The organism is Pseudarthrobacter sp. IC2-21 (genome assembly GCF_034048115.1).
In the GTDB taxonomy this organism is placed as follows: Bacteria; Actinomycetota; Actinomycetes; order Actinomycetales; family Micrococcaceae; genus Arthrobacter; species Arthrobacter naphthalenicus.
On the sequence record NZ_CP139145.1, the window covers coordinates 2,042,221 to 2,067,253 of the forward strand.

Genomic DNA, 25,033 nt, shown 5'->3' on the forward strand with positions numbered 1-25,033 from the left:
CTAGAAGCCCTGCGCGTCCAGGAGAGCGTCTTCCTCTTCCTCAGAGGTGGCGTGCTTGCGTTTCCGGGGGACTGCCGGCCGACGGCGGGCTGCCGCAGCTGCGGAGTGGACCGGGCTGCCCGAATCCCGGGTCCCGTCCTCATCCTCCTCCTCTTCGGCGTCGATAGCGGCGTTGCGGGCCTGTTGCCGTGCGGCATAGCCGAAGCCCACGAACATCAGAATGCCGAAGGCGAACCATTGCAGCGAGTAGGACAGGTGTGTTCCCTCCTCCGTGGCAGGCTTCGGGAACGGTACGGGGGAGTCGGCCGGCGCCGGCGATTCGGACGCCAACTGGCCGTAGGCGCCCGTGAGCACGGGGTACGGCAACTGATCCGCGTAGGTCGGCAGGTCGATGGAGGCGAGCTGGCCCTCGGGTGCGCCGCGATCCAGCCGGGGCTCACCGTGCTTGAGACGGACTACCGCTGTCACGGGTCCGGACGGGGGTGCCGGGACGGAATCCGGGCTGCCGGGGTTCTTATTGCCGATGGGCAGCCAACCGCGGTCAATGATGACGGTCTGGCCGGCGTCGAGCTTGAACGGGACAACCACCTCGTAGCCGGGCTGCCCATTCAGCGGACGGTTACGGACAACCCGCTGCCCGGCGACGTCGTAGGTGCCCTTGAGCTCCACCTGGGTCCACTCCTTCGCTGGGTCCAGTGCGGAAAACTCTTCCCTGGCCTGGTCGAAGGAGATGGGCGTGGCCGAATAATTGGTTACGACGCGGTTGATCTCGGCAAGGGTTTCGGCACGGCGGTCCATCTGCCACCTGCCCAGGAAGACGCAGGCAGCGGCGAAGATGGCGGCAAGCAAGAGGTAACCCATCCACTTGCTGGAGAAAAGAAAGCGGTACATTCAGCTGTCCTGCCCCAAAGGTTCGTGGCCGCCCTGGCCGGAATCCAGCACAACAGTCTCCTTCCACAGCCCGCGCGTCTGCAGGTAGTCCTCCAGCCACGCGCGGTGCTCCGCGCAGGCCAGCCAGATTTTGCGTCGCTCCGGGGTATGGATCTTGGGATTGTTCCACAGCAGTTGCCACGAGGCCTCGCTGCGGCAGGCTTTCCGGGAGCACATGGCGGCGGTGCCCGCGGGGGGACCGGCGGTCCCTGCGGCCAGGTCGAAAATATTCATGAAGCGCGCCGTTCCTGTCCGTGCGTTGGTTCGTCGTCGTCCTCAACAAGTTCGCCCTGAAGCACTGGTGCCGGTTCGTCTTCTTCCTGCCCGGATACGTCTTCGGCGCTGTCCAATTCACCAAACGGGACGTAGTCGAGAAGCGAGTCGCTGTGGACCTCGGCTTTGTCGCTGCCGTTGGCGATGACCACCGCAATCCAGGGGAGGAACACCGCCCCGGCCACCATGACCAGCTTGAACCAGCCGTCCACAACAAAAACGAGGATGAGGCAAACCAGTCGGATGCCCATGGCCAGCGCATACTTCCGCATGCGTCGGCTCATGTCCTCGGAGTGAGCCGTGGCGGCGTCCGTAATGCTGTGGACGGAGCTATCGCCGGAGAACCGCGGTGGGTTTCCGGGCACAAACTCTCCAGCATTGTTTTCAGGGGTCACGGCTGTTTGATCACGCTCCAAAGGCTTGGCTCCATTCTCCCACTATCGGCAGAAGCACCCAAACGGAGGCTAAGATCGGAGGCAGTAAAAATCCCACCTGTTTCTACAGCGGTGCTTCCTGCCGCAGATTCCCGGAGCGTCCTATGTCTGAAGCCACCACCGCCCGCAGCGTCCTGATCACCGGGGGTAACCGCGGCATCGGGCTGGCCATCGCTGAAGCTTTCCTGGCCAACGGGGACAAGGTAGCTGTGACGTACCGGAGCGAGTCCCGGTTGCCGGCAGGAATCCTGGGCGTCAAGGCCGACGTCACCGATGAGGCCTCGGTGGATGCGGCCTTCAGCGAAGTGGAAGCAGCCCACGGGCCGGTGGAGGTGCTGGTAGCGAACGCCGGGATTACCAAGGACACTCTTCTGCTGCGCATGAGCGAGGATGACTTCACTTCCGTCATTGACACCAACCTCACGGGCGCGTTCCGCGTTATCAAGCGGGCGTCCAAGGGCATGATCCGGATGCGGAAAGGCCGCGTGGTCCTGATTTCCTCCGTGTCCGGGCTGTATGGGGCCCCGGGTCAGATCAACTACTCCGCGTCCAAAGCCGGACTTGTTGGCGTGGCCCGTTCCCTGACCCGGGAACTGGGCTCCCGCGGCATCACGGCCAACGTGGTGGCTCCCGGCTTCATTAATACGGACATGACCGCCGAACTCCCCGAAGCCACCCAGAAGGATTACCTGTCGAGCATTCCGGCAGGGCGTTTTGCCGAAGCTTCGGAAGTGGCCAACGTGGTCCGTTGGATTGCCAGCGACGAGGCAGCCTACATCTCCGGCGCCGTCATTCCCGTGGACGGCGGCCTCGGGATGGGCCACTAGCCCGGCCGTACCTGGGGACTCCCCGGGACTCCCCAGGACTCCCCGGGAATCCGCCGGGGATTCCCGGGGGCTGCGGCCGACTAGCCGGAACGCGCATCTTTGTGGGAGTCGCACAAGGGAACACGGAGCCGCCGCTGGCATGATGGACTGCAGACCCCAAGCGATTTAGACGTATCGAACAAAGGAGCCCTTGTGGGACTGCTGGATAACAAGACAGCCATCGTGACCGGATCCTCCCGCGGGATCGGCGCCGAAGTGGCAAAGATCCTGGCCGGCGAGGGCGCCGCCGTTGTAGTGAACTACCGGCAGAAGGCGCCGCGGGCCAACAAGGTCGTGCAGGGAATTGAAGCTGCCGGCGGCCGTGCCGTGGCGGTGGGGGCGGACCTGACCACCCAGGAAGGCGTCCAGGCCCTGGCCAGTGCGGCCATGGAGAACTTCGGCTCGCTGGACGTGCTGGTACTCAACGCTTCGGGTGGCATGGAGTCCGGCATGGAGGAGGACTACGCGCTCAAGCTGAACCGGGATGCGCAGGTTAACATGCTCAACGCGGCCGTGCCGCTGATGAAGGAAGGGTCCCGGGTGGTTTTTGTGACCAGCCACCAGGCCCACTTCATCGATACTGTGCCCACCATGCCGTCGTACGAGCCCGTAGCCCGCAGCAAGCGTGCCGGTGAGGATGCGCTGCGTGAACTCGTGCCGCACCTGGCCGAAAAGGGCATCTCCCTGGTGGTCGTGTCCGGTGACATGATCGAGGGCACGGTCACGGCCACCCTCCTGGACCGGGCCACGCCGGGCGCCATCGAAGCCCGCCGTGCCGAGGCCGGCAAGCTTTACTCCGTGGAGGAATTCGCTGAGGTGGTGGCCGGCATGGCTACCGCGGACGTCAAGTCCGGCCACACGGAGTATGCAGGCGGCGCGGACTACTTCGGTAAGAGCGCCAACTAGCGCCAGAGGCAAGTAACGCGAAAGGGCAGTTCGCGGCAGAGTTCCTGAGGAACATTGCCGCGAACTGCCCTTTCGCTTGAGTTCAAACGCCGGCGATGTACCGGACGGTGTCCAGGTAGGGCATGTTGATGGCCGAGTCTGCCACGGCCCGCACTGCCGGCTTGGCGTTGAACGCCACCCCGATCCCGGCGGCCCCGAGCATGTCAAGGTCGTTGGCGCCGTCGCCCACCGCAATGGTGTGCTCCATGGCGATTCCTTCGGCAGCAGCCCATTCGCGCAGGTATTTCTCCTTGGCGGCCCGGTCAATGACGGCGCCGAGCACCCTGCCGGTGAGGACGCCGTCGAGGATTTCCAATTCGTTGGCGATCCAGTAGTCCAGGCCGAGCTCCTCGGCGATGGGGCGCAGGACCTGGTTGAAACCTCCGGAGACCACCGCCACAACGTGGCCTGCCGCCTTGAAGGCGGCCACCAGTTCAGCGGCACCTTCACTGAGCTGCACTTCGGCCCGGACAGCGTCGACGACGGCGGCAGGCAGCCCTGCGAGCACCGCCACCCGCGCGTGCAGGCTTTGCGCGAAGTCCAGTTCCCCGCGCATGGCGGCTTCGGTGACGGCGGCCACCTCTTCGCGTTTGCCGGCGTAGGCCGCCAGGAGTTCGATGACTTCCTGCTGGATGAGGGTCGAGTCGACGTCCATGATCAGGAACTTCCGGGGAGCCTCGCGCAGCCCGGCCGGGACGATCGCGGTATCCAGTCCGTCGACGCCCGCATCCGCCACGGCCCGGCGGAGGGCTGCGACGCCGGCGGCGGTGCTGTCCGCCACGACGAGTCCGGCGGTGAGGACCTCAAACCTGTGGTCCCCGCCCCGCGACTCCGACTCGACGGTGGCGCCCCTGCCGGCCCAGAGGGATCGCAGCCGTTCGAGCTCGGCGTCGGTCAGTTTGGGGCCATAGCTGACCGCAGTCACGTTCGGAGTCATGGCTGCAATCTTAGTCAGCGCCGCCCACGGGCCCGAATTCGTGGCACGACACAACGCACACGTTGGGCGGAGGATCGACGCGGCGTGCCTCCACGCGTCGCGCCGCCGGGTATCAGTTATCAGTCGGCCCTGATTTTGTCCTAGTGTCTACTCCTATGAGTGATGTTCTTGAAATGGCTTCCGTCAGCGTTGTCCGAGGCAAAAAGACCCTATTGGACAAGGTGGACTGGCAGGTCAATGAGGGGGAACGCTGGGTCATCCTGGGACCCAACGGCGCCGGCAAGACCACTCTCCTGCAGGTAGCTGCAGCCCGGCTCCATCCCAGCAGCGGCACGGCCGGGATCCTGGACGAAACCATGGGCCGCGTGGATGTTTTCGAACTTCGTCCCCGGATTGGCCTGTCCTCGGCGGCGCTGGCCAGCCAGATACCCGAGTCGGAGAATGTCCTCAACGTTGTGGTCACCGCGGCGTACGGCGTGACCGGCCGCTGGCGTGAAGGATACGAACGGCCGGACGAACGGCGCGCCTTCCGGCTGTTGAACGACTGGGGCATGGGCCCGATGCTGAACCGGACCTTTGCCACACTGTCCGAAGGTGAACGCAAACGCGTGCAGATCGCCCGCGCCCTCATGACGGACCCCGAACTGCTCCTCCTTGACGAGCCCGCCGCAGGGCTGGACCTCGGCGGCCGCGAGGAACTCGTACACAAGCTGGGCGAACTCGCCAGCGATGAGGACTCACCGGCCATGGTCCTGGTCACGCACCACCTCGAGGAGGTGCCGCCAGGGTTCACGCACGCCATGCTGCTGCGCGACGGCGGTGTTGTCGCCGCCGGTCCCATCAAGGAGGTGCTCACCGACGAGCACCTCAGCAACACTTTCGGCCTGGCCCTGGACGTCACCGAAAACGCCGGCCGGTACACGGCCACAGCACGCCGCTGACGCGGTACCGCCGCAGTGGAGCTTCTTAGCAGCATTCTTGTGTTTTTTGCCGGCCTGTGGGCCGGCACCATCAACGCCGTTGTAGGCTCCGGCACCCTGGTCACCTTCCCCGTCCTGATCGCCCTCGGGGTGGCCCCGGTGACTGCCTCCATCAGCAACGCCATGGGGCTGGTGGCCGGCAATGCCGCCGGCGCCTGGGGTTATCGCAAGGAACTCAAAGGCCGGGGCGGCCAGCTCCTCAAACTGCTGCCTGCCTCCCTGCTCGGCGGTATCAGCGGCGCCTGGCTGCTGCTCCACCTCCCGGAAAAGGTGTTCTACTACGCTGCTCCGGCCCTGATTGTCCTGGCCCTGCTGATGGTGGTCTTCCAGCCCCGGCTCCAGCGGTGGGTCCGGTCCCGGGAGGAAAATCCGGAGCACGCCCTCAAGGACAGGAATCACGGCATCCTGCTGATCGTCCTGGTGTACCTGGCGGGCGTCTACGGCGGCTACTTCGTGGCCGCCCAGGGCATCCTGCTGGTAGGGATCCTGGGTGTCTTCATGGCCGGAACCATCCAAAACGCCAATGCCATGAAAAACATTCTGGTCCTCGGCGTGAACATTGTGGCGGCAGTCTCATACCTGCTGTTCGCCTTCGGGCGGATCAACTGGCCGGTGGTGGCCATCATCGCGGTCAGTTCGCTGATTGGCGGCTTCGTCGGGTCCAAAGTGGGCCGTCGGTTGTCCCCGCCGGTCCTCCGCGGCGTGATCTTTGCCCTTGGCCTGGTGGCACTGGGCTTTATGATCGCCAATCTGCTGAAATAATCAGCCGGTGACAATCCACTACCTTGAATCTGCCGCGGATCCCCGCGTCTCCGATTACACCCAGCTCACTGACGTGCACCTGCGGAAGCTCCGCGAGCCGGCCGAAGGCATGTACATCGCCGAATCGTCACGGGTCCTGCGCCGGGCGCTGGCGGCAGGCCACCGGCCGCGGTCGTTTTTCCTGGCCGAGAAATGGCTGGCGGACCTGCAGGATGTCCTGACCGCCTACCCGGATGTGCCGGCGTTCATCGGGAGCGCGGCGCTGCTGGAAGAGATCACCGGATTCCACCTGCACCGCGGGGCCATGGCCGCGATGCACCGGCCCGCACCGGTGCCGCTTCAGGACCTTCTGGCAGCTGCCCGCCGGGTGGTTGTCCTGGAAGACATTGTGGATCACACCAACGTCGGGGCCATCTTCCGTTCCGCCGCTGCCCTGGACATCGATGCCGTCCTGATTTCGCCGCGCTGCGGCGATCCCCTCTACCGGCGCAGCGTGCGCGTCAGCATGGGCACCGTGTTCCAGGTCCCGTGGGCACGGCTCGAATCCTGGCCGCAGGACATCTCGGTCCTCAAACAGAATGGGTTCACCGTCGCCGCACTGGAACTGACCGGGGACGCCGTGGACGTTGACCGGCTGGCCGCCAGCAACCCGGACAGGCTGGCCCTGGTGCTGGGCACGGAGGGCGCCGGCATGAGCCCAGAGACGCTCGCCGCCGTCGACCTGGCCGTGAAAATCCCCATGCGTGCCGGGGTGGATTCTTTGAACGTGGCGGCGGCCTCCGCCGTGGCATTCTGGGAGCTCCGGCCCCGGAGTTCGCAGGGGCCGCACTGATCCGCTATCATTAATAGCTGGCTGTCCTGCTGTTTCTGCTTCGAGCCTTCTGTATCGTGGCACTGATGCGGGCACCAGCCATCCCATTCATACCTGGCAGCTGGCAAAATCCAGTTGTGCGAACAAAGGCCCCATTATGAAGTCTGATACACACCCGAAGTACGAAGCTGTTGTTTTCAACGACCTGGCTTCCGGCGTCAAGTTCCTGACCAAGTCCACCGTGTCTTCCAAGAAGACTATCGAGTGGGAAGACGGAAACACCTACCCGGTCATCGACGTCGAAATCTCCTCCGAGTCCCACCCGTTCTACACGGGTAAGCAGCGCATCATGGACTCCGCAGGCCGCGTCGAGCGCTTCAATGCTCGCTTCAAGGGCTTCGGCGGCAAGAAGTAACTCACTTCCTCCAAGTTCTTACAAAGCCCGCACCGGCAACGGTGCGGGCTTTGTTGTTTCCGGAGTCCGGGACGTGGGGGAGGATGGAAGGCATGACTGCCATTTCATCTGCACCCGAAGACCGCCCCCGCAGCCACCACGGCGAGTACAAAGTCCCCGGCGGCAAGCTGGTGGTGGTGGACTTCGATGTGGTGGACGGGGCGCTCTCTGATGTCTCCCTCAGTGGCGACTTCTTCCTGGAACCGGACGAAGCGCTTCCGCAGATTAACAGGGCCCTCAGCGGGCTTCCGGAAAGCACGACGGCGGCTGAGCTCTCCGCGGCAGTGACCGGTTCGCTGCCGCCGGACGCAGTCCTGTTCGGCTTCTCCGCCGATGCGGTGGCCGTCACCGTCCGCCGGGCGCTGGCACGGGCAACGTCGTGGTCGGACCACACATGGGATGTCATCGCGCCCACCGTGCTGCCCACCCACGTCAACGTCGCCCTGGACGAGGTCCTGACCGAGGAGGTGGGCTCCGGGCGCCGCAATCCCACGCTGCGCTTCTGGGACTGGGAGGAACCGTCCGTGGTGATCGGCAGCTTCCAGTCGGTCCGGAACGAACTGCACCCTGAGGGCGTGGCCAGGCACGGCATCACCGTGGTGCGCCGGATCAGCGGCGGGGGAGCGATGTTCATGGAGGCCGGCAACTGCATCACGTACTCGCTCTACGTGCCCCAAACACTGGTGGACGGGATCAGCTTCGCTGACTCCTACGCCTTCCTGGATGCCTGGGTGATGGCGGCTTTGGAGAAACTGGGCATCAGCGCCTTTTACGTGCCGCTGAACGACATTGCCACGGAGCAGGGCAAGATCGGCGGGGCGGCGCAGAAACGCCTGGCCAACGGCGGGATGCTGCACCACGTCACCATGAGCTACGACATCGATGCCGACAAGATGGTTGAGGTGCTGCGTATCGGCAAGGAAAAGCTCTCGGACAAGGGCACCCGCAGCGCCAAAAAACGCGTTGACCCGCTGCGGCGGCAGACCGGGATGGCCCGCACCGAGATCATCGCGGCCATGATGGAGGTCTTTACCGAGCGCTACGGGGCCACGCCGTCCGAACTATCCGCCGGGGAACTGGCAGCCGCCCGCGAACGGGTAGCCGCCAAGTTCGGCACCGAAGAATGGCTGCACCGCGTCCCCTGAGGGCTACCGGCCCTGTGACCCCAGCTGCGCGGTGAGCGCCCGCAGGAGGTGGCTGCGCTGTTCCACCACGATCCTGCGCAAGGCTCGCGGTGCCTCAGTGTTGGCATCCAGCCAGGCATCGGTCCGGAGCACCACCGGCTGCTTTTCCGGCCGGGCACCATCAGCGGACAGGTCCTCCGCGGCGGGAAACAGGCCCCGGACAATCCTGCTGGCGATCTCGATGCTCCGGCTCTGCCAGACATCGCGGAGGCAGTCGAAATACGGCTCGACATAGGGCTCCAGCAGCGCAGGGGGCGCAGTGGTGAAACCTGCGATCGTAGCGCTGAGGAGCTGGTTGGACAGCGCGGTCCCGTGCACGGCTTCCGTCCACGCGTCGGCTTTGACCTGTGGGTCAGGGCGGGCGGCGAGCGCGGTGGCGTGGCCGGCCCGGCCCGAGGCGGTGGTATCCCGCGCCAATTCGGCGTCGAGTTCGGCCACCGTAGCCTCGCCATGGGCGGCCAGCGCATGCCAGATGTGCCAGCGCAGCTCGGCGTCGACAGCGAGGCCCTCGACAGTCACCGCACCGTCCAGGATGCCCCGGAGCCGGGCCAGGAGGGAATTGTCCCGGCGGCTGACCGTAGCCACCGTCCGGGCCCAGCCCAGCTGGTGGTCCGAGCCCGGGGCGGCCAGTTCCAGCTGGTCCGCGGCAGCCGCCAGGAAGTCGCGACGCAGGGCGGCCCGTTGGGACGCGGGGGTATAGCGTTCGACGGCGGTGTCGGCGTTTTCGAGGATGTTCAGCAGCACGCCGATCCCGGTTTCGGACGGTCCGAACGCGGTGACCGCATCCACGTAGCGGGCGGCAGGGCTCTCCGCATCACGGGCGGAGTTCCACAGGGCTGTCCAGCAGAGCGCCCTTGCCATGGGGTCGGTGATCCGGCCCAGCGATGACAGCACCGTGGCCTCAGAATCCGGGTCGAGCCGGACCTTGGCATAGGTCAGGTCGTCGTCGTTGGGCAGCAGGAGCGCAGGCCGGGGCCGGCCGGCGAGCTCCGGCACTTCGGTCCTGTGACCGGCCGCGTCGGTCTCAACGCTGCCCGTCCGGACCAGGGCGCCGTCGCCGTCGAAGTCGTAGAGCCCCACGCGAAGCCGGTGCGGCCGCAGTTCCTCCCGTCCGGTGACCGGGTCCACGGCGTCCTGGACAATCGTCACGGAGTCCAGGACGCCGTCGTGATCCTCAAGGTCCAGGGACAGCGTGGAGATCCCGGAGGTCTGCAGCCATTGCGCTGCCCAGCCTGCCAGGTCCCGGCCTGATGCCGCACTCAGGGCGGACAGGAGATCGGCCAGGGTGGTGTTTCCATAGGCGTGGTCGCGGAAGTACTGCCGGGAGCCTGCGATGAAGGCATCAAAGCCCGCATACGCGACCAGCTGCTTGAGCACCGAGGCGCCCTTGGCGTACGTGATGCCGTCGAAGTTCTGCTTGGCGGCCTCAAGGTCGGGGATGTCCGCAACAATGGGGTGCGTGGTGGGCAGCTGGTCCTGTACGTAGGCCCAGCCCTTGCGCTTGTTCGCGAAACCCACCCAGGCGGTCTCCCAGGTCGTGGCGCGGTCCACCCCGAGGGTGCCCATGTAGTCGGCGAAGGACTCCTTCAGCCACAGATCGTTCCACCACTGCATGGTCACCAGGTCCCCGAACCACATGTGTGCCATTTCATGCATCAGCGTGGTGGCGCGTGCCTGGTACTGGGCATCGGTGGCCCGCGACGTGAACACATAGTTTTCGGTGAACGTGACCAGTCCCGGGTTTTCCATCGCGCCCAGGTTGTATTCCGGCACAAAGGCCTGATCGTACTTGCCCCAGGGGTAGGGGAAGCCGAACAGCCGGTTGAAGAACGCCAGGCCATCCTTGGTGAGACGGAAAAGTTCCGCGGTGTCGAAGGAATCAGCCATCGAGGCGCGGCAGTACAGTGCCAGCGGCACGTCCAGGTGCGTGCCGTCCTCAAGCGTGGCGCTCCAGTGGTCCTCCGCCTTGAAGTAGGGCCCGGCGAGGACGGTGGTGATGTACGTGGACATCGGTTTGGTGGTGGCGAAGTCCCAGCGGCTGGTGTCCGGATCACTGGTCAGCGGGGTGCGGGCGGCTTCCGCTCCGTTGGAGGCGACGTGCCAGCCTGACGGCGCCATCACGTGGAAGGTGAATTCGGCTTTCAGGTCCGGCTGCTCGAAGTTGGCGAACACCCGGCGCGCGTCGGCGGGCTCGTACTGCGTATAGAGGTAGCACTGGCCGTCGGCGGGATCCACGAAACGGTGCATGCCCTCGCCTGACCGGCTGTACAGCGCTGTTCCGGTCACTGTCACCTGATTCTCGGCCAGGAGGTTGTCCAGCCGGATGCGGGAACCGTCCACAACGTCCGCCAGCGGCAGGGATTTCCCGTTGAGGATCACGCTGTGCACGTCGCCGGAGATGAAATCCAGGAACGTCCGGGCCGGCTTCGCGGTGTGCCCCTCGTCGGGCTTCCCGGCCGGAGCCGCGGGCGAGCCGGCGCCGGGCAGTGCCGCCGAAAAATGGATGATGCTCCGGCTGGTGTAGCCTGCCACCTCCGGATCCGCCGCCTGCCGTACGTCCAGGGAGACGTCGTAACTGTGCGTGGTGATCAGGGCTGAACGGGTGGCGGCTTCGCTGCGCTGCAGATTCTCATGTGACACCCAGCTATCTAATCACGGAGGACCGTGCCGGGAATCACGACGCCGGCCCGCGGCTAGGGGGTGATGAGCAGGGCGGCTGCCAGGCCGAGCAGGGCGATCAGGAGCCACGCCGCAAGCGCCGCAAGCAGCGCCCGCGCTCCGGTGTGCAGGAGTGTGCGGATCCGCACTGCGGACCCGAGTCCGAACAGTGCAGCCCCGAGCAGGATGTCCTGCAGTCCGGCGCCGGCGTCAAGTACGCCCGGAGGGAGCCATCCCGTGGACCGGAGCGCGACCATGGCCACAAACCCGGCCACAAAAAGGGGGATCAGGGGCACTGGCACATGTTGCCGGGCATCTGCCTTCGCGCGGTGGTGCATGCCTGCCACGGCCACCACCGGCGCCAGGAGCAGCACACGAGTCAGCTTGACCACCACGGCGATCCCCAGGGCGGCCGTCCCGGCGGACTGTGCGGTGGCCACCACCTGGCCGACGTCGTGCACGGATGCGCCGGTCCAGGCTCCGAACGCCAGGGGGCTCAGGCGCAGCGGATGCATCAGCAGCGGCAGCAGTCCGATCGCCATGGTGCCGCACAGAGTCACCAGCGCCACCGGCAGAACGGTGTCTGCGTGCCGGATGCGCCGCACCGCCGCCATGGCGCCGATGGCGGACGCCCCGCAAATGGCGAATCCGGTGGCCACCAGGAGCGCGGTCGGGGAGGGCAACCTGAACAGCCTGCACAGGGCGTAGGTGCCGGCGAAGCTGAGCAGCACCACTCCCGTGACCACAACCATGGCCAGCCACCCCAGGTCCAGGATGTCCACGACGCTCACCTTCAGGCCCAGCAGGACAATGCCGCCCCGCATCAGGTGTTTGCCCGCGAAATCGAGTCCCGGCCTTGCCCGGCCCGAGATCCAGGCGGCTGTTCCCGGCAGGTTGGCCGCAAGCAGCCCCAGGGCCACGGCCCCGGTCATGGCAGGCAGGACGGGCACCATGGCATGCACGGCGAAAGCGCCGGCGAGAGCCACGGCCGCAGTGAGCAGGCCGGGAATGAGCCTGTCGGCATCCCCGGGCAGCCCGCGGCCGGCCCATCCCCGGCGGCTGCTGCCCCCGGCGCTCCCTTTGCTAGTCTTCTCTGGCATTCACTTACCTTGCCGGATGACGCGTGTATTCAACGAACCGGCGGCGGTAGCGCAACACGCCACAATGGATGGCGGTAATGAATTCGAAACAAAAAGATGGTTGGCTAAAGGACATGTCAGACCTATTCCAGGATTACTCCGAGGCCGCCGGGCGCACCGGCGCCTACGACGAGATGTTCGCGCCGGGCCAGGAAGCCCGCGGCTCATACGTGGAGGTGGCGGACGCGCTCCGCAAGCTTTCCCTCGCCGACGTCAGTGCCCGCGCGGACTCCATGGCACGGACGTTCCTGGACCGTGGTGTGACCTTTGACTTTGCGGGGGAGGAGCGGCCATTTCCGCTCGATATTGTGCCCCGTATCATTCCGGCCGATGAGTGGACTGTGCTGGAAAAGGGCGTGGCGCAGCGCGTGCGGGCCCTGGAAGCGTTCCTCAACGACGTCTACGACAAAATGAATGTGGTGGCTGACGGCGTGATCCCGCGCCAGCTCGTCACCACCAGCGCCCACTTCCACCGCCAGGTGCACGGCTTCGAACCTGCGGGCGGGGTCCGGGTGCACATCTCCGGCATCGATGTGGTCCGTGACGCTGCCGGGACGTTCCGGGTCCTGGAGGACAACGTTCGCGTCCCCTCGGGCGTCAGCTATGTCCTGGAGAACCGTCGCGCCATGGCCAAGGGCCTGCCCGAGGCCTTCGGCCAGCAGCTGATCCGGCCCGTGGAGGAGTACCCGCGCCGGCTCCTGTCGGCACTGCGTAAAACGGCACCCGCCGGCGTCGACGACCCCACGGTGGTGGTGCTGACCCCCGGTGTCTTCAACAGCGCCTACTTTGAACACACCCTGCTGGCCGGCCTGATGGGCGTGGAACTGGTCGAGGGCCGGGACCTCATCTGCCGCGGCAACCGTGTTTACATGCGCACCACCGCCGGCGAGCAGCGTGTGGATGTGATTTACAAACGCATCGACGACGAGTTCCTGGACCCCCTGCAGTTCCGGTCGGACTCCATGCTGGGCTGCCCCGGCCTGGTCAACGCCGCCCGCGCCGGCGGCGTGACCATCGCCAACGCTGTGGGCAACGGCGTGGCCGATGACAAGCTGGTGTACAGCTATGTCCCGGACCTCATCCGTTATTACCTCAGCGAGGAACCCATCATCGCGAACGTGGACACCTACCGGCTTGAGGAGAAGGAAGCCCGCGAGTACGTCCTGGACAACCTCGCCGAGCTTGTGGTCAAGCCCGTGGACGGGTCCGGCGGCAAGGGCCTGGTGATTGGTCCGGATGCGTCCAAGGATGAGCTTGAGGCCCTCCGCCACCGGGTCATTGCGGACCCGCGCGGGTGGATCGCGCAGCCCGTCCTGCAGCTGTCCACGGTGCCCACCCTGGGTGGGGACAAGTTCGGCCCCCGCCATGTGGACCTGCGCCCTTTCGCAGTGAACGACGGCGACGACGTCTGGGTGCTGCCCGGCGGCCTGACCCGTGTGGCGCTCAAGGAAGGCTCCCTGATAGTGAATTCCAGCCAGGGCGGCGGGTCCAAGGACACGTGGGTGCTGGCCGGTTCGCCGCAGGTGCCGGTGGAGACGGTTCCGCGGCCCACGATCTCCATCCGTGAGCGTGTGTCCGTCTGGCCGGTTGAAAGCAATTGGCGGGACCGCCAGCCGGAGCAGCAGCAGTGAGCCGTCACCTGAATCCCGCATCATCACCCATGGGTTCAACCCCGCAGATTTCGGACGCCCAGGAGGTAGCCGCGAATGCTTAGCCGTATTGCTGAGTCCCTTTTTTGGATCGGACGGTATGTTGAGCGCGCCGACGGTACCGCGCGCATCCTGGACGTGCACCTCGAACGCCTCAACCACCTGCCCATGGAGGAGCGCCGCCGGGTGGCCCAGGAACTGCTCGCGGTGATGGGCGCCCGGCCGCAGAGTGAAGACTTCGGCCTGCCGGAGCTGCTGCACGCCCTGGCGTACGACAAAACCAGCGCCACCTCCATTGCGGGGTCTTTGGGCGCAGCCCGGGAAAACGCACGGCGCGCCCGCGAGACCGTATCCTCCGGCCTGTGGGAGAGCCTGAACACCACGTACTACGGGCTGAGCCAGCACCGCAAGGACGTGGTGGGGACCTACCGGTTCTGTAACTGGACGCTGGAACGGACCGCCATGGTCAGCGGCCTGGCCGACACCACGGTGAGCCATGACGAGAGCTGGCTGTTCCTGGTGCTCGGCCGGTCCCTGGAGCGCGCGGACATGACCGCCCGGATGCTCTCCACCCGCGATGTCCTGTCCGCGGGCATGTCCTGGGTGAACATGCTGCGGTGCGCCGGGGCCTATGAATCCTTCCTGCGCACCCGGAGGGCCGCCTTCGGTGACCAGCATGCGGCCGAGTTCCTGCTGCTGGACCGGCTGTTCCCGCGTTCGATTGTTTACGCCCTGCGTGACGCCGATGAGTGCCTCGCGAAGCTGGATCCGTCCGCGCAGCGCGTGGGCTTCATCAACGACGCCCGCCGCATCGTGGGCCAGGCCCGCACCTTCCTTGAGTTCCACCGCACGGACGACCTGATGTCCGAACTGCCCGAGCACATGGAACGCGTGCAGAAGGCCGTGGCCCAGGCGTCGGACGCCATTTCCCGTAAATACTTCAATCAGGCGGACGAGCTGGCCTGGGTGGGAGAAGTTTCATGACCCGGCTGAGCATCATCCACACCACGGCCTACAAGTACAACAAGCGCGTCACGCTGTCGTACAACGAGGCCCGCATGACACCCCTGACGGACGCCCAGCAGGTGGTTCTGGAGTCCGTGCTCAAAGTGTCTCCCTCGCAGGCTGCGGTCAGCACCTACCGGGACTACTGGGGCACCAGGGTCACGGCGTTCGACATGCAGATGCCGCACGAGCATCTCGAGGTGGTTTCCAACATCACCGTCGAGGTGTACCGGGCAGAAAAGATCCCCGCAGAGGCGGACATTGTCGGCTGGGATGTCCTGGCATCAGAGGAAACGTTGAACGGGTTCAGCGATTGGCTGCCCCAGTCCCAGCTGAGCCGGCCGGGTGACGAAGTCCTGGGAATCATTCCGGGCGTTGTTGAAGGCAAGAACCCGCATGAGGCTGCGATGGCCGTCTTCGAATGGATGCGCGGGGAGATGACCTACATGTCCGGTTCCACCGCTGTCACCACCAACGCGGAAGAGGCCTGGGGGCAGCGGCAGGGCGTCTGCCAGGACCTCGCCCACCTCGCCATCGGCGCACTGCGCAGCTGCGGGATCCCGGCCCGGTACGTCTCCGGCTACCTGCACCCGAGATCGACGGCGGCGATCGGCGAGACCGTCGCGGGCCAGTCGCACGCATGGCTCGAGTTCTGGGACGGGGCCTGGCGCAGCTGGGACCCCACCAACCACAAGCCGGCGGGGGATTTCCACGTGACGGTGGCCAGGGGCCGTGACTACCGCGACGTGCCGCCGCTGAAGGGAATCCTCTCCGGCGGCGGCGGGTCGGCGCTGAGCGTCAGCGTGGAAATCACCCGCCTGGCGTAGGCAGGGCGGCTCCGCTGATCACTCAGGCGAGGCCTTGGCCGCTCCGCTGAGCTGCGTCCACCAGGTCATCGGCGCGGTGACCTTGAACCGGCGGCCCGTCAGGACGTCCGGGCTGACCCGGATGAAGGTGTCCTTCTTACCTGCCTGCCACGGGAACAGGTACAGTGCGGCCGTATCCAGGACGCCTTCGGTGCCCTTGATGGCGGCCGCGGGCCCTTTGAGGACCACACTCCAGGCGAGCCCGGTGACGGCATCCACGCCGTCGGCTTCGACTGCCACGCGGGAACCTCCGGATGCCGCCGCCAGCTTGGTCCCCTGGCCCGTGCGGAAGACGATCGTTCCCCCGTCCACCGTGTAGTTGATGGGGAAGATGTCCGGATGACCGTCCACAAGGACCGCGAGCCGGCCCACGGAGACTGTCCGGAGGAGTTCCCAGCATTCATGGTGTTCCAGGTTGTGGACTTCGGTAATTGGTTCGCTAGTCATGAAGCCGAGCCTACGCTGTGCGGACCTCGTCAGCACAGTGCCCTTCTGCCTACCAGGGGCTGGGCTTGTAATCCTTCAGGAAGACCCCGTACTGGTCCTCGCCGTTCTCGCCCATCACGATAGGGTCGTAGACCCTGGCGGCCCCGTCCACCAGGTCCAGCGGAGCGTGGAAGCCCTCTTCCATCAGCCGCACCTTGGTAAAATGCGGGCGCTCGTCGGTGATCCACCCGGTGTCCACGGCCGTCATCAGGATGCCATCAGCGTCCAGCATTTCCTTGGCGCTGGTCCGGGTCATCATGTTCAGGGCCGCCTTTGCCATGTTGGTATGCGGATGCCCAGGGCCTTTGTACGCGCGGGAGAACTGGCCCTCCATGGCCGAGACGTTCACGATGTACTTCCGGTGCGCTGTGGACCGTTTCATGGCCTCACGGAGCCTGCTGACCAGCAGGAACGGGGCTGTGACGTTGCAGAGCTGGACCTCGAGCATCTCCAGCGGATCCACCTCATCCACCACCTGGGTCCAGCTGTTGATGCTTGCCAGGTCCGGAACCAGGCCGCCGGCGTCAATCGCGGTGCCTGACGCGATGCGCTCCAACGACGCCGAGCCCGTGGACAGGGCCAGCGAGGTGATGGCGTCGCCGGCCAGGACCGGATGGTCGGTTACGCTGCCGGCCAGGGCGAGCGGGTGTTTGTCGTGCGCGTGGCCAAACGTCAGCAGTTCCGGGCCGCCGTTGGCAGGCTCGAGTTCGGCGGGGAGCGGTTCGTCTTCGGCGTCCACCAGCGGTTTGTAGGCATTGCCGGAGCGCCGCACCGTCTGGGCCGCGTTGTTGATGATGATGTCCAGCGGGCCGGCGGCGTTCAGGGAATCGGTCAGCGCCATGACCTGGGAGGGGTCGCGCAGGTCGATGCCTACAATCCGAAGCCGGTGCAGCCAGTCGCTGCTGTCCTCCATGGCGGCGAAACGGCGCGCGGCGTCCTTGGGGAACCTGGTGGTGATGGTGGTGTGCGCGCCGTCCCGCAGCAGCCGCAGGGCAATGTACATGCCGATCTTGGCGCGTCCGCCGGTGAGCAGCGCACGCCGGCCGGTGAGATCGGTCCGGGCGTCCCGCTTGCCGTGGTTGAAAGCAGCGCACTCAGGGCAGAGCTGATGGTAGAAGGCGTCCACCTGGGTGTAGTGCTGTTTGCAGATGTAGCAGGGCCGGGACCGGATCAGGTGGCCGGCAACTTCGCCTGTCGCCGAGCTGGCCAGCTTGTTTCCGCGGGTCTCGTCATCGATGCGGTCGGGCGCGGCCGTGGCTGTCCGGGCAAGGACTTCCCGGTCGGCTTCTGAGATGAGGTCGCGCTTGGTGACCCGGCGGTGGCGCTTGACGGCCTTGAACATTTTCCCGGTGGCCCGGCGCACGGAAACGTAGTCCGGGTGTTCCTCGTCGTAGACGTGGATGGTGTTCAGAACCTTGAGGCAGGCCTGAATTTCCTCAGGCGTCAGCCCGGCTGACAGATCGGGGGAGCTCATTGGGCCAATTTTACAGCCTGCCGGAAGCCCGGCCCAACGGCGGACGGGCCGGGCTTCCGGATGGTGCTAGGACTTGGTTGGGTGGCCCTGCGCTGAGACGCCGACGGCGGCAGCCTGCACCTCTGCCACCTTGTCCACGGAATCGCGCAGCTCGGACCATCTTTCCGTTGCTGCCCGTACCGCGTCAGGCACGATGATCAGGTTGGCCGCTGCCAGTGCGCGCTCCGCCTCTTCCGGCTCGGGGACGAACTGACCTTTTGACAGCACGGTGATGCCTGAGTCCGTGACCTTGAAGCCGCGGGCCCGGTCGAGGTCATGGTCAAGGCCGATCGCAGCGCCGGCCGGGACCTTGACGTTCTTGTCGATGATCGCGCGCTTTACGACGGCCTCTTCACCGACGTTGACCTTGTCCATCAGCACAGAGTCGAGCACCCGGCTGGACCGGCCGACAAAGACGTCGTTGGAAAGCACGGAACCCTCCACGATGCCACCCGAAATCACGCAGCCGCTCGCAACAATCGAGTCCAGGGCCGAACCGACCGTGTTTCCCTCGCCGCGGACGAACTTGGCCGGTGGCGAAATGCTTTGCCTCGTGTAGATGGGCCATTCAGAGTTGTACAGATTGAAGATCGGCACCGGCGAGATGAGATCCATGTGCGCGTCGTAGAAGGAGTCAATGGTGCCGACGTCGCGCCAATAGGTGCGGTCACGTTCGGTGGAGCCGGGGATGTCGTTAAGTGTGAAGTCATAGACGCCCGCCTCGCCCTGGCTGACGAAGTAGGGGATGATGTCGCCGCCCATGTCATGTTTGGTGTCAAGGCGTTCGGCGTCCACGTGCAAGGCCGCCACCAGGGCGTCGGCGTCGAAAACGTAGTTGCCCATGGAGGCCAGGAATTGGCTGGGGTCGGCAGCGAGGCCGGGTGTGGTGGCGGGCTTCTCCACGAACGCCGCAATCTTCTGGGCGTCGTTCTGGTCCACCTCGATCACACCGAACTGATTGGCCATGCTCAGTGGCTGCCGCACCGCGGCAACAGTGGCTTTGGCTCCGCTGAGGACGTGCTGCTCCACCATTTGGCCGAAGTCCATCCGATACACATGGTCCGCGCCAACAACGACGACGATGTCGGGGTTGGCGTCGTGGATCAGGTTCAGGGACTGGTAGATGGCGTTGGCGCTGCCCAGGAACCAGCTCTTCCCGACGCGCTGCTGCGCGGGAACGGAAGCCACATAGTTGCCCAGCTGGGTGGACATGCGCCACGCTTCGGAGATATGCCGGTCAAGACTGTGGGATTTATATTGTGTAAGGACAACGATTTGCAAATAGCGCGAATTCACCAGGTTGGAAATCGCAAAATCGATGAGGCGGTAACTGCCCGCGAAAGGCACAGCAGGTTTGGCCCGGTCCGCCGTCAGTGGCATAAGCCTGTTTCCCTCGCCACCTGCAAGGACAATGGCCAGGACTTTTTTGTTTATCGGCATAGTGGTCGCTCCTGTACGCCTTCGTAACTCCCCAAACAATCCGGCATGCCCGGACTCCTTCACACTAGAACAGATACGGCGGAACGACTACCTTGGGTAACGTGCGAATAGACATTGTGACTAAAGAGTTCCCGCCGGAAATCTACGGTGGCGCCGGAGTCCACGTGGCCGAGTTGAGCAGGGTGCTTAGTAAGCACGTTGACCTGCAGGTTCGAGCCTTTGGGGCGCCCCGCGACGCTGATTACCACGGTGCCGGGGTGACCTCCTATGCCGTGCCCGAGGACCTCGGTTCGGCCAACCCGGCCGTGCAGACCCTGGGCGTGGACCTGCGCATCGTGCCGGACATCGAGGGGGCCGATCTGGTCCATTCCCATACCTGGTACGCGAACATGGCGGGGCACCTGGCCTCACTGCTGCACGGCATCCCGCACGTTCTCAGCGCACACAGCCTGGAGCCCCTCCGCCCTTGGAAAGCTGAGCAGCTTGGTGGCGGCTATGCACTGTCCTCCTGGGTGGAAAAAACCGCTTACGAGGCCGCGGCGGCAATCATCGCCGTCTCGGAAGGAATGCGCCAGGACATCCTGCGCAGCTACCCGGAGGTTGATCCCGCCAAGGTCAGGGTGGTCCACAACGGCATCGACGTCGATCTGTGGCAGCGTGATGAAGGCGAGGACGCGGTGCGCGCACTCGGCATCGACCCGCAGAAACCGAGCGTCGTGTTTGTAGGCCGGAACACGCGCCAGAAGGGCGTCCCGTACCTGCTGCGTGCGGCCGCCAAGTTGCCCGCCGATGTGCAGCTGGTCCTGTGCCTGGGCGCAGCGGACACCCCTGAGCTGGCGGCGGAGACAGCCCGCCTCATTGAGGAGCTGCAGCGGCAGCGGACCGGCGTCATCCTCATCGAACGGATGCTGCCGCGCCACGAGCTGATCCAGGTCCTCAGCCACGCCACCGCCTTCGCCTGCCCGTCGATCTACGAGCCGCTCGGCATCGTGAACCTGGAAGCCATGGCGTGCGGGGCGGCCGTGGTGGCCAGCGCCACCGGCGGCATCCCTGAGGTGGTCCAGCACGGTGAGACGGGCCTCCTGGTGGACCTGGAGCAGGTCACCGACGGCACCGGAACGCCGCTGGACCCGGAGAAGTTCGTGACCGAGTTCGCCGCGGCCCTGACCGAGGTTGTGTCGGACCCCGAAAGGGCCCGGGCCATGGGGCAGGCAGGCCGCCGCCGTGCCGAGGAGCACTTCTCCTGGGAGTCCATCACGGAGACCACCCTCGAGGTCTACCGTTCCGTGCTCTCCTAACGCGCGGCAGTAACCGAGAGAGAGAACGCACGACGGCGCCGTTCCCACCAAAGGGGAGCGGCGCCGTCGTGCATTGACTCGCTGGAGGATCTGCCGCGGTCAGTTCCGCCGGCCGCGGGCGGCGATCGCCGTCCGTGCCAGCAGCAGCTTCTCGTCAACAGGCGCGTTTCCGCTGGCGCGCTGCGCCCGGTAATGGGCCCGTGCCTCGTCCTGCCGCGTCTTTTCGTCACCGGTGGCGATGGCCGCCCGGATGTGTTCCTCCCCGTAGCCGAAAGCATCCACCAGGTCCAGGGCATGCGGCCGGATCTTGACCAGGAGCCGGTTGATGTAGTCGCCCACTGTCCGCGCGCGCTGCATGGAAAGCCGGCCGTTCATGAGGTACCAGGCCAGGTTCTTCTCGATCAGGGAGAGGCCGAACAGGTCCCGGAGCCAGGTCAGCACCACCTTGGTCCCGGGGTCGCTGACCTCACGCAAGGCGTCCGTGAAAGCCTCCCACTGGAGGAGTTCCGCGTGCGCCTGGGCTGCGTCGATCAGCTCGTTCTGATGTTGGTTGAAAAGGGCTGCACCCTTCTCAAGCGGAAGCTTGCCGGCACCCTTCAGGGCGGCACCGACTTCGGACACCATGGTCTGGACACGGTCTGTGAGGAGCGCGCGCTGGCCTTCCTCGTCACGGAGCGCGAGGGCGGCCTTCTGCACGGACCCTGTGTCGGCGACGAACTGCGCCACCTGGCGCAGGCCGGTGCGGTGGATCGCCACCCCCGTTGCCTGGGTGACTACATACCGGGCCAGCACGCCGAAGTCGACATTGCGGAACTCCTTGGCGTAGTCCGCCAGGAGTCGCTTGGCCACGAGCTGGAGAAGTACCGTGTTGTCGCCTTCGAACGTGACGTAGACGTCCATGTCCGCACGCAGTGACGCGAAGCGGTTTTCGATCAGGAAGCCGGCCCCCCCGCAGGCCTCACGGCATTCCTGCAGCGTGTCCAGGGCATGCCAGGTGCTGAGCGGCTTCAGTGCTGCCGCCAGCGTCTCCAGATCCTGGCGGTCCTCATCGGTGTCATGGGCGCCGGAAAAGACGTCGTCGAACTTCTGCAGCAGCTGCTCGTGGGCGAAACCTGCGGCATAAGTGGTGGCCAGCCTCGTGAACAGCCTGCGCTGGTGGCGCTGGTAGTCCAGCAGGACTTCTTCGTCCGTGTGGGAGGACGCGTTGAACTGCCGGCGTTCGGTGGCGTAGCGGATGGCAGCGGCAAGGGCAATCTTCGACACTGCGACGGCGGCCCCGTCCAGGGAGACCCGCCCCTGGACGAGGGTGCCGAGCATGGTGAAAAAGCGCCGGCCGGGACTGGCAATCGGAGAGCTGTAGGTGCCGTCAGCCGTGACATCGCCGTAGCGGTTCAGGAGGTTGGTCCGGGGAATGCGGACGTTGTTGAAGTGCAGCCGGCCATTGTCAATTCCGTTGAGGCCGCCCTTGACGCCGTCGTCCTCCCCGCCGATGCCGGGCAGGAATTCCTTGGTGTCGGGATCCCGCAGGTCAACGTAGAACGCATGGACCCCGTGGTTCACGCCCTTGGTGACGAGTTGGGCGAAAACCACCGCACCCAGCCCGTCATTGGCCGCATTGCCGATGTAGTCCTTCCAGGCGGCCCGGAACGGGGTGTGGATGACAAATTCCCCGGTCGCTTCGTCGAAGGTCGCCGTCGTGGCAATGCTGGCGACATCGGATCCGTGCCCGGTTTCGGTCATGGCAAAGCACCCGGGAATCTCCAGGCTCATGATGCCCGGCAGCCACTTGGCGTGGTGCTCCGCCGTTCCGAGGTGCATCACGGCTGAGCCGAAGAGGCCCCACTGGACGCCGGCCTTGATCTGCAGGGACGGGTCCGCAGTGACCAGTTCCTCAAAGCCGGCAACGTTGCCGCCATGGTCATCCGCACCGTTCAGCTCCGCCGGGAACGCCCGGTGCACGGCGTTGTGGTCCACCAGGTACTTCAGCTGTCCGAAGACGCGGGTGCGGTGTTCGGTGTGCGTGAGGCCCTCCGTCTTATGCAGTTCCGGCTCACCCGCGAGCCCGCGTGACTGCCGGCGGACGTCAGCCCACTTGCCCAGGAGCTGCTCGCCGAGGGCCGCAACGTCCACGGCGGGCTGCGCGCCGCCGCGGGACCCGGCAGAGGTGCCGGTGCCGCTGGTGGTCCCGGCATTCGGGCCGGTTTTGGTGTTGACGGTTCTGCCGGAGCCGCCGCTGCGGTCTACTACTTCGGTCATGTCAATGTCCTTCGTTGGTTCTGACAGGTGTTTCAAGAAGTTCCGGGGCTATCCCCACACACAGCCATGCAGTAATTTGCCGGGCCATGGTTGCCTGGTCCGGCTTGTCTCCGGATTCAGGAGTGCTGAGCCACTGTTCCCCGGCACTGCGCACCAGGCCGATGGCTGCGGTGGGCCAGTAGCCGAGCACAGCTGCGCGGCCGTCGCCCAGATGCGCCCGCATCGGGGCGGCGATCATTTCGGCGATGGAGTCGAAAAAGTGGCCCAGGGCCCCGGAAATCGCCGCCGGACCCTGTTGGCTGCCGGGATCCACCGGTGCATACCGGGTGACGAAGGTGTACACATTCGGGCTGGTTTCGGCCATCTGGAGGTACGCCGAGATCATGGCCAAAAGGCCCTCCCTGGGCGTCTGGGCAGCCTGTGCCGCCTCGCGGATCTTGCGCTGCATCTGGCTGAGGACCACTTCACCAACCGCATGCTGCAGACCCGCCTTGTCGCCAAAGTACCGGTAGAAGACCGATTTCGAGGTGCCTGCGGCGGCGGCGATCTCCTCCATGGAAGCGTCGCTGCCCAGTGCATGGACTGCCCGCCGGGCGGCCTTGATAAGTTCGCGCCGGCGTTCCTCCCGGTGGGTCTGCCAGCGGGCGGAACGGCCGTCGGCGCTTGAGCCGGCAGTAGGCATCGTCGGGTCCGTGGGGAGCTTGTTCACGATACCCAGCGTATCAGGTACGCTGGGTATCGATAACCGTCGCAGATCAGAGGAGACACCCATGTCCGTCAACGGACAGTCCGCCACCGGACCCCAGGAATCCAGCAGCCCCGCGGCAACGGGCGGAACGCCCTCGGTGCGGCGGGCCGTGATCGTGGGCGGCAACCGGATTCCCTTTGCCCGTTCCGGCGGGGCCTATACCAAGTCCTCCAACCAGGACATGCTGACTGCGGCGCTGGACGGCCTGATTGCCCGGTTCGGACTCCAGGACGAGCGGATCGGTGAAGTTGCCGCCGGCGCCGTTCTGAAACACTCCCGGGATTTCAACCTCACCCGTGAAGCGGTCCTGGGTTCGGCGTTGTCGGCGGAGACGCCCGCCTACGATCTCCAGCAGGCCTGCGCCACAGGCCTGGAAACCGTGCTGGGTCTGGCCAACAAGATCAAGCTGGGCCAGATCGACTCTGCAATCGCCGGCGGCGTTGACTCGGCCTCCGATGCTCCCATTGCGGTGAGCGAAGGCCTGCGGGCAGTGCTCTTGGACCTCAACCGCGCCAAGACCCTTCCGCAGCGGCTGCAGGTGCTCAGCAGGATACGGCCCAAGGACCTGGCTCCGGATGCGCCCAACACCGGAGAGCCGCGGACAGGATTGTCCATGGGTGAACATCAGGCCCTCACCACCGCCCAGTGGAACATCTCACGGGAGGCCCAGGACGAGCTGGCTTTCAACAGCCACCGCAACCTGGCTGCCGCCTACGACGCCGGGTTCTTCGACGACCTCCTGACCCCGTACCGGGGGCTCGCGAAGGATTCAAACCTGCGGGCAGACACCACGCTGGAAAAGCTGTCCACGCTCAAGCCGGTCTTCGGGAAGAGCCTGGGCGCCGAGGCCACCATGACCGCCGGCAACTCCACTCCGCTGACGGACGGGGCATCAACGGTCCTGCTGGCATCAGAGGAATGGGCCCGGGCACATGACCTCCCCATGCTCGCAACGGTGGTGGACGGGGAAGCCGCGGCGGTGGACTTCGTTCACGGCAAGGACGGCCTGCTGATGGCGCCGGCGTTCGCGGTGCCGCGCCTTCTCGCCCGGAACGGGCTGACCCTTGAGGACTTCGATTTCTTCGAGATCCACGAAGCTTTCGCCGGAACGGTCCTGAGCACGCTGGCAGCCTGGGAAGACGAGGAATTCGGCCGCACCCGGCTGGGCCTCGATGGCGCCTTCGGCAGCATCGACCGCGCCAAACTGAACGTGAACGGCTCCTCCCTCGCGGCGGGCCACCCGTTTGCCGCCACCGGCGGGCGCATCGTCGCGTCCCTCGCCAAGATGCTGCACACCAGAGGCAGGGTGAACGGCAGGCCGGCACGCGGCCTCATTTCCATCTGCGCCGCCGGCGGACAGGGCGTCGTCGCAATTCTCGAAGCAGCGTAGGAGTACCGA

Annotated in this window: 23 protein-coding genes; 12 read left to right on the forward strand and 11 right to left on the reverse strand. The window is 65.8% G+C overall.

Annotated elements, in window-relative coordinates; translation table 11 throughout:
* From SBP01_RS09405 to SBP01_RS09415, 3 genes are read right to left on the reverse strand one after another with little or no spacing between them, the layout of a single operon-like run.
* Positions 1-891 (reverse strand): SURF1 family protein, encoded by an 891-nt coding sequence (locus SBP01_RS09405; protein WP_320538225.1) that lies wholly within the window; start codon positions 889-891, stop codon positions 1-3.
* The gene (locus tag SBP01_RS09410; protein WP_275215025.1) at positions 892-1,164 is read right to left on the reverse strand and encodes a hypothetical protein; all 273 of its coding nucleotides are present in this window, start codon (positions 1,162-1,164) and stop codon (positions 892-894) included.
* Positions 1,161-1,598 (reverse strand): DUF3099 domain-containing protein, encoded by a 438-nt coding sequence (locus SBP01_RS09415; protein WP_275215023.1) that lies wholly within the window; start codon positions 1,596-1,598, stop codon positions 1,161-1,163. Before SBP01_RS09415 ends, SBP01_RS09410 begins: the two co-directional genes overlap by 4 nt.
* A gap of 143 nt (positions 1,599-1,741) precedes the next feature.
* Here SBP01_RS09415 and SBP01_RS09420 point away from each other — a divergent pair, with 143 nt between their 5' ends.
* Both SBP01_RS09420 and SBP01_RS09425 read left to right on the forward strand, forming a co-directional pair.
* Positions 1,742-2,464, forward strand: a complete 723-nt coding sequence (locus SBP01_RS09420) for a beta-ketoacyl-ACP reductase (RefSeq protein ID WP_275215021.1) — start codon at positions 1,742-1,744, stop codon at positions 2,462-2,464.
* A 192-nt stretch (positions 2,465-2,656) separates the two neighbouring features.
* Entirely contained in the window at positions 2,657-3,409 is a 753-nt protein-coding gene (locus SBP01_RS09425; protein ID WP_275215020.1) for an SDR family oxidoreductase, read from the forward strand.
* Positions 3,410-3,491: 82 nt separating this feature from the next.
* Here SBP01_RS09425 and serB read toward each other — a convergent pair whose 3' ends face one another.
* Positions 3,492-4,385 (reverse strand): phosphoserine phosphatase SerB, encoded by an 894-nt coding sequence (gene serB / locus SBP01_RS09430; protein ID WP_320538226.1) that lies wholly within the window; start codon positions 4,383-4,385, stop codon positions 3,492-3,494.
* 155 nt (positions 4,386-4,540) lie between these two features.
* Between serB and SBP01_RS09435 the strand changes: the two genes are divergently transcribed.
* The 5 genes from SBP01_RS09435 to SBP01_RS09455 all read left to right on the forward strand — a co-directional run bounded on the left by SBP01_RS09435 (position 4,541) and on the right by SBP01_RS09455 (position 8,537).
* Positions 4,541-5,326 (forward strand): ABC transporter ATP-binding protein, encoded by a 786-nt coding sequence (locus SBP01_RS09435; RefSeq protein WP_320538227.1) that lies wholly within the window; start codon positions 4,541-4,543, stop codon positions 5,324-5,326.
* A 15-nt stretch (positions 5,327-5,341) separates the two neighbouring features.
* A complete protein-coding gene (locus SBP01_RS09440; RefSeq protein ID WP_320538228.1) occupies positions 5,342-6,127 on the forward strand; it encodes a sulfite exporter TauE/SafE family protein in 786 nt (261 codons plus the stop codon).
* A 7-nt stretch (positions 6,128-6,134) separates the two neighbouring features.
* Positions 6,135-6,959 carry an RNA methyltransferase gene (locus tag SBP01_RS09445; RefSeq protein ID WP_320538229.1) on the forward strand — a complete coding sequence of 275 codons (825 nt, stop codon included), beginning with the start codon at positions 6,135-6,137 and terminating at the stop codon, positions 6,957-6,959.
* Between the two features lie 136 nt (positions 6,960-7,095).
* Entirely contained in the window at positions 7,096-7,353 is a 258-nt protein-coding gene (locus tag SBP01_RS09450; RefSeq protein WP_024365679.1) for a type B 50S ribosomal protein L31, read from the forward strand.
* Positions 7,354-7,445: 92 nt separating this feature from the next.
* Positions 7,446-8,537 (forward strand): biotin/lipoate A/B protein ligase family protein, encoded by a 1,092-nt coding sequence (locus SBP01_RS09455; RefSeq protein WP_320538230.1) that lies wholly within the window; start codon positions 7,446-7,448, stop codon positions 8,535-8,537.
* Positions 8,538-8,540: 3 nt separating this feature from the next.
* Here the strand turns inward: SBP01_RS09455 and pepN are convergent, their stop codons facing one another.
* Both pepN and SBP01_RS09465 read right to left on the reverse strand, forming a co-directional pair.
* Positions 8,541-11,216 carry an aminopeptidase N gene (pepN, locus tag SBP01_RS09460; RefSeq protein ID WP_320538231.1) on the reverse strand — a complete coding sequence of 892 codons (2,676 nt, stop codon included), beginning with the start codon at positions 11,214-11,216 and terminating at the stop codon, positions 8,541-8,543.
* Positions 11,217-11,269: 53 nt separating this feature from the next.
* Complete coding sequence (locus tag SBP01_RS09465) at positions 11,270-12,334, reverse strand: YeiH family protein (RefSeq protein WP_414004284.1); 1,065 nt, start codon at positions 12,332-12,334, stop codon at positions 11,270-11,272.
* A gap of 113 nt (positions 12,335-12,447) precedes the next feature.
* Between SBP01_RS09465 and SBP01_RS09470 the strand changes: the two genes are divergently transcribed.
* The 3 genes from SBP01_RS09470 to SBP01_RS09480 all read left to right on the forward strand — a co-directional run bounded on the left by SBP01_RS09470 (position 12,448) and on the right by SBP01_RS09480 (position 15,854).
* Entirely contained in the window at positions 12,448-14,004 is a 1,557-nt protein-coding gene (locus SBP01_RS09470) for a circularly permuted type 2 ATP-grasp protein (protein ID WP_275215005.1), read from the forward strand.
* Between the two features lie 75 nt (positions 14,005-14,079).
* On the forward strand, positions 14,080-15,006 hold the full coding sequence (locus SBP01_RS09475; protein WP_275215004.1) for an alpha-E domain-containing protein: 927 nt from the start codon (positions 14,080-14,082) through the stop codon (positions 15,004-15,006).
* Positions 15,003-15,854 carry a transglutaminase family protein gene (locus SBP01_RS09480; protein ID WP_320538232.1) on the forward strand — a complete coding sequence of 284 codons (852 nt, stop codon included), beginning with the start codon at positions 15,003-15,005 and terminating at the stop codon, positions 15,852-15,854. Before SBP01_RS09475 ends, SBP01_RS09480 begins: the two co-directional genes overlap by 4 nt.
* A gap of 18 nt (positions 15,855-15,872) precedes the next feature.
* Here SBP01_RS09480 and SBP01_RS09485 read toward each other — a convergent pair whose 3' ends face one another.
* The 3 genes from SBP01_RS09485 to glgC form a co-directional block, all read right to left on the reverse strand.
* Complete coding sequence (locus SBP01_RS09485) at positions 15,873-16,340, reverse strand: pyridoxamine 5'-phosphate oxidase family protein (protein WP_275215001.1); 468 nt, start codon at positions 16,338-16,340, stop codon at positions 15,873-15,875.
* 49 nt (positions 16,341-16,389) lie between these two features.
* Positions 16,390-17,853, reverse strand: coding sequence for an SDR family NAD(P)-dependent oxidoreductase (locus tag SBP01_RS09490; protein ID WP_320538233.1), 1,464 nt, complete (start codon positions 17,851-17,853; stop codon positions 16,390-16,392).
* Positions 17,854-17,919: 66 nt separating this feature from the next.
* Positions 17,920-19,332: a glucose-1-phosphate adenylyltransferase gene (gene glgC / locus SBP01_RS09495; protein WP_320538234.1), complete on the reverse strand. Its 1,413-nt coding sequence runs from the start codon at positions 19,330-19,332 to the stop codon at positions 17,920-17,922.
* A 101-nt stretch (positions 19,333-19,433) separates the two neighbouring features.
* Between glgC and glgA the strand changes: the two genes are divergently transcribed.
* Entirely contained in the window at positions 19,434-20,630 is a 1,197-nt protein-coding gene (gene glgA, locus SBP01_RS09500; RefSeq protein ID WP_275214996.1) for a glycogen synthase, read from the forward strand.
* A gap of 99 nt (positions 20,631-20,729) precedes the next feature.
* Here glgA and SBP01_RS09505 read toward each other — a convergent pair whose 3' ends face one another.
* Together SBP01_RS09505 and SBP01_RS09510 are read right to left on the reverse strand one after the other, a co-directional pair.
* Positions 20,730-22,886 carry an acyl-CoA dehydrogenase gene (locus tag SBP01_RS09505; protein ID WP_320538235.1) on the reverse strand — a complete coding sequence of 719 codons (2,157 nt, stop codon included), beginning with the start codon at positions 22,884-22,886 and terminating at the stop codon, positions 20,730-20,732.
* A 1-nt stretch (position 22,887) separates the two neighbouring features.
* Entirely contained in the window at positions 22,888-23,568 is a 681-nt protein-coding gene (locus SBP01_RS09510; RefSeq protein ID WP_320538318.1) for a TetR/AcrR family transcriptional regulator, read from the reverse strand.
* A gap of 88 nt (positions 23,569-23,656) precedes the next feature.
* On the opposite strand from SBP01_RS09510, the gene SBP01_RS09515 reads away from it, so the two are divergent.
* Positions 23,657-25,024: an acetyl-CoA C-acetyltransferase gene (locus SBP01_RS09515; RefSeq protein ID WP_275214994.1), complete on the forward strand. Its 1,368-nt coding sequence runs from the start codon at positions 23,657-23,659 to the stop codon at positions 25,022-25,024.
* Positions 25,025-25,033 lie beyond the last annotated feature (9 nt).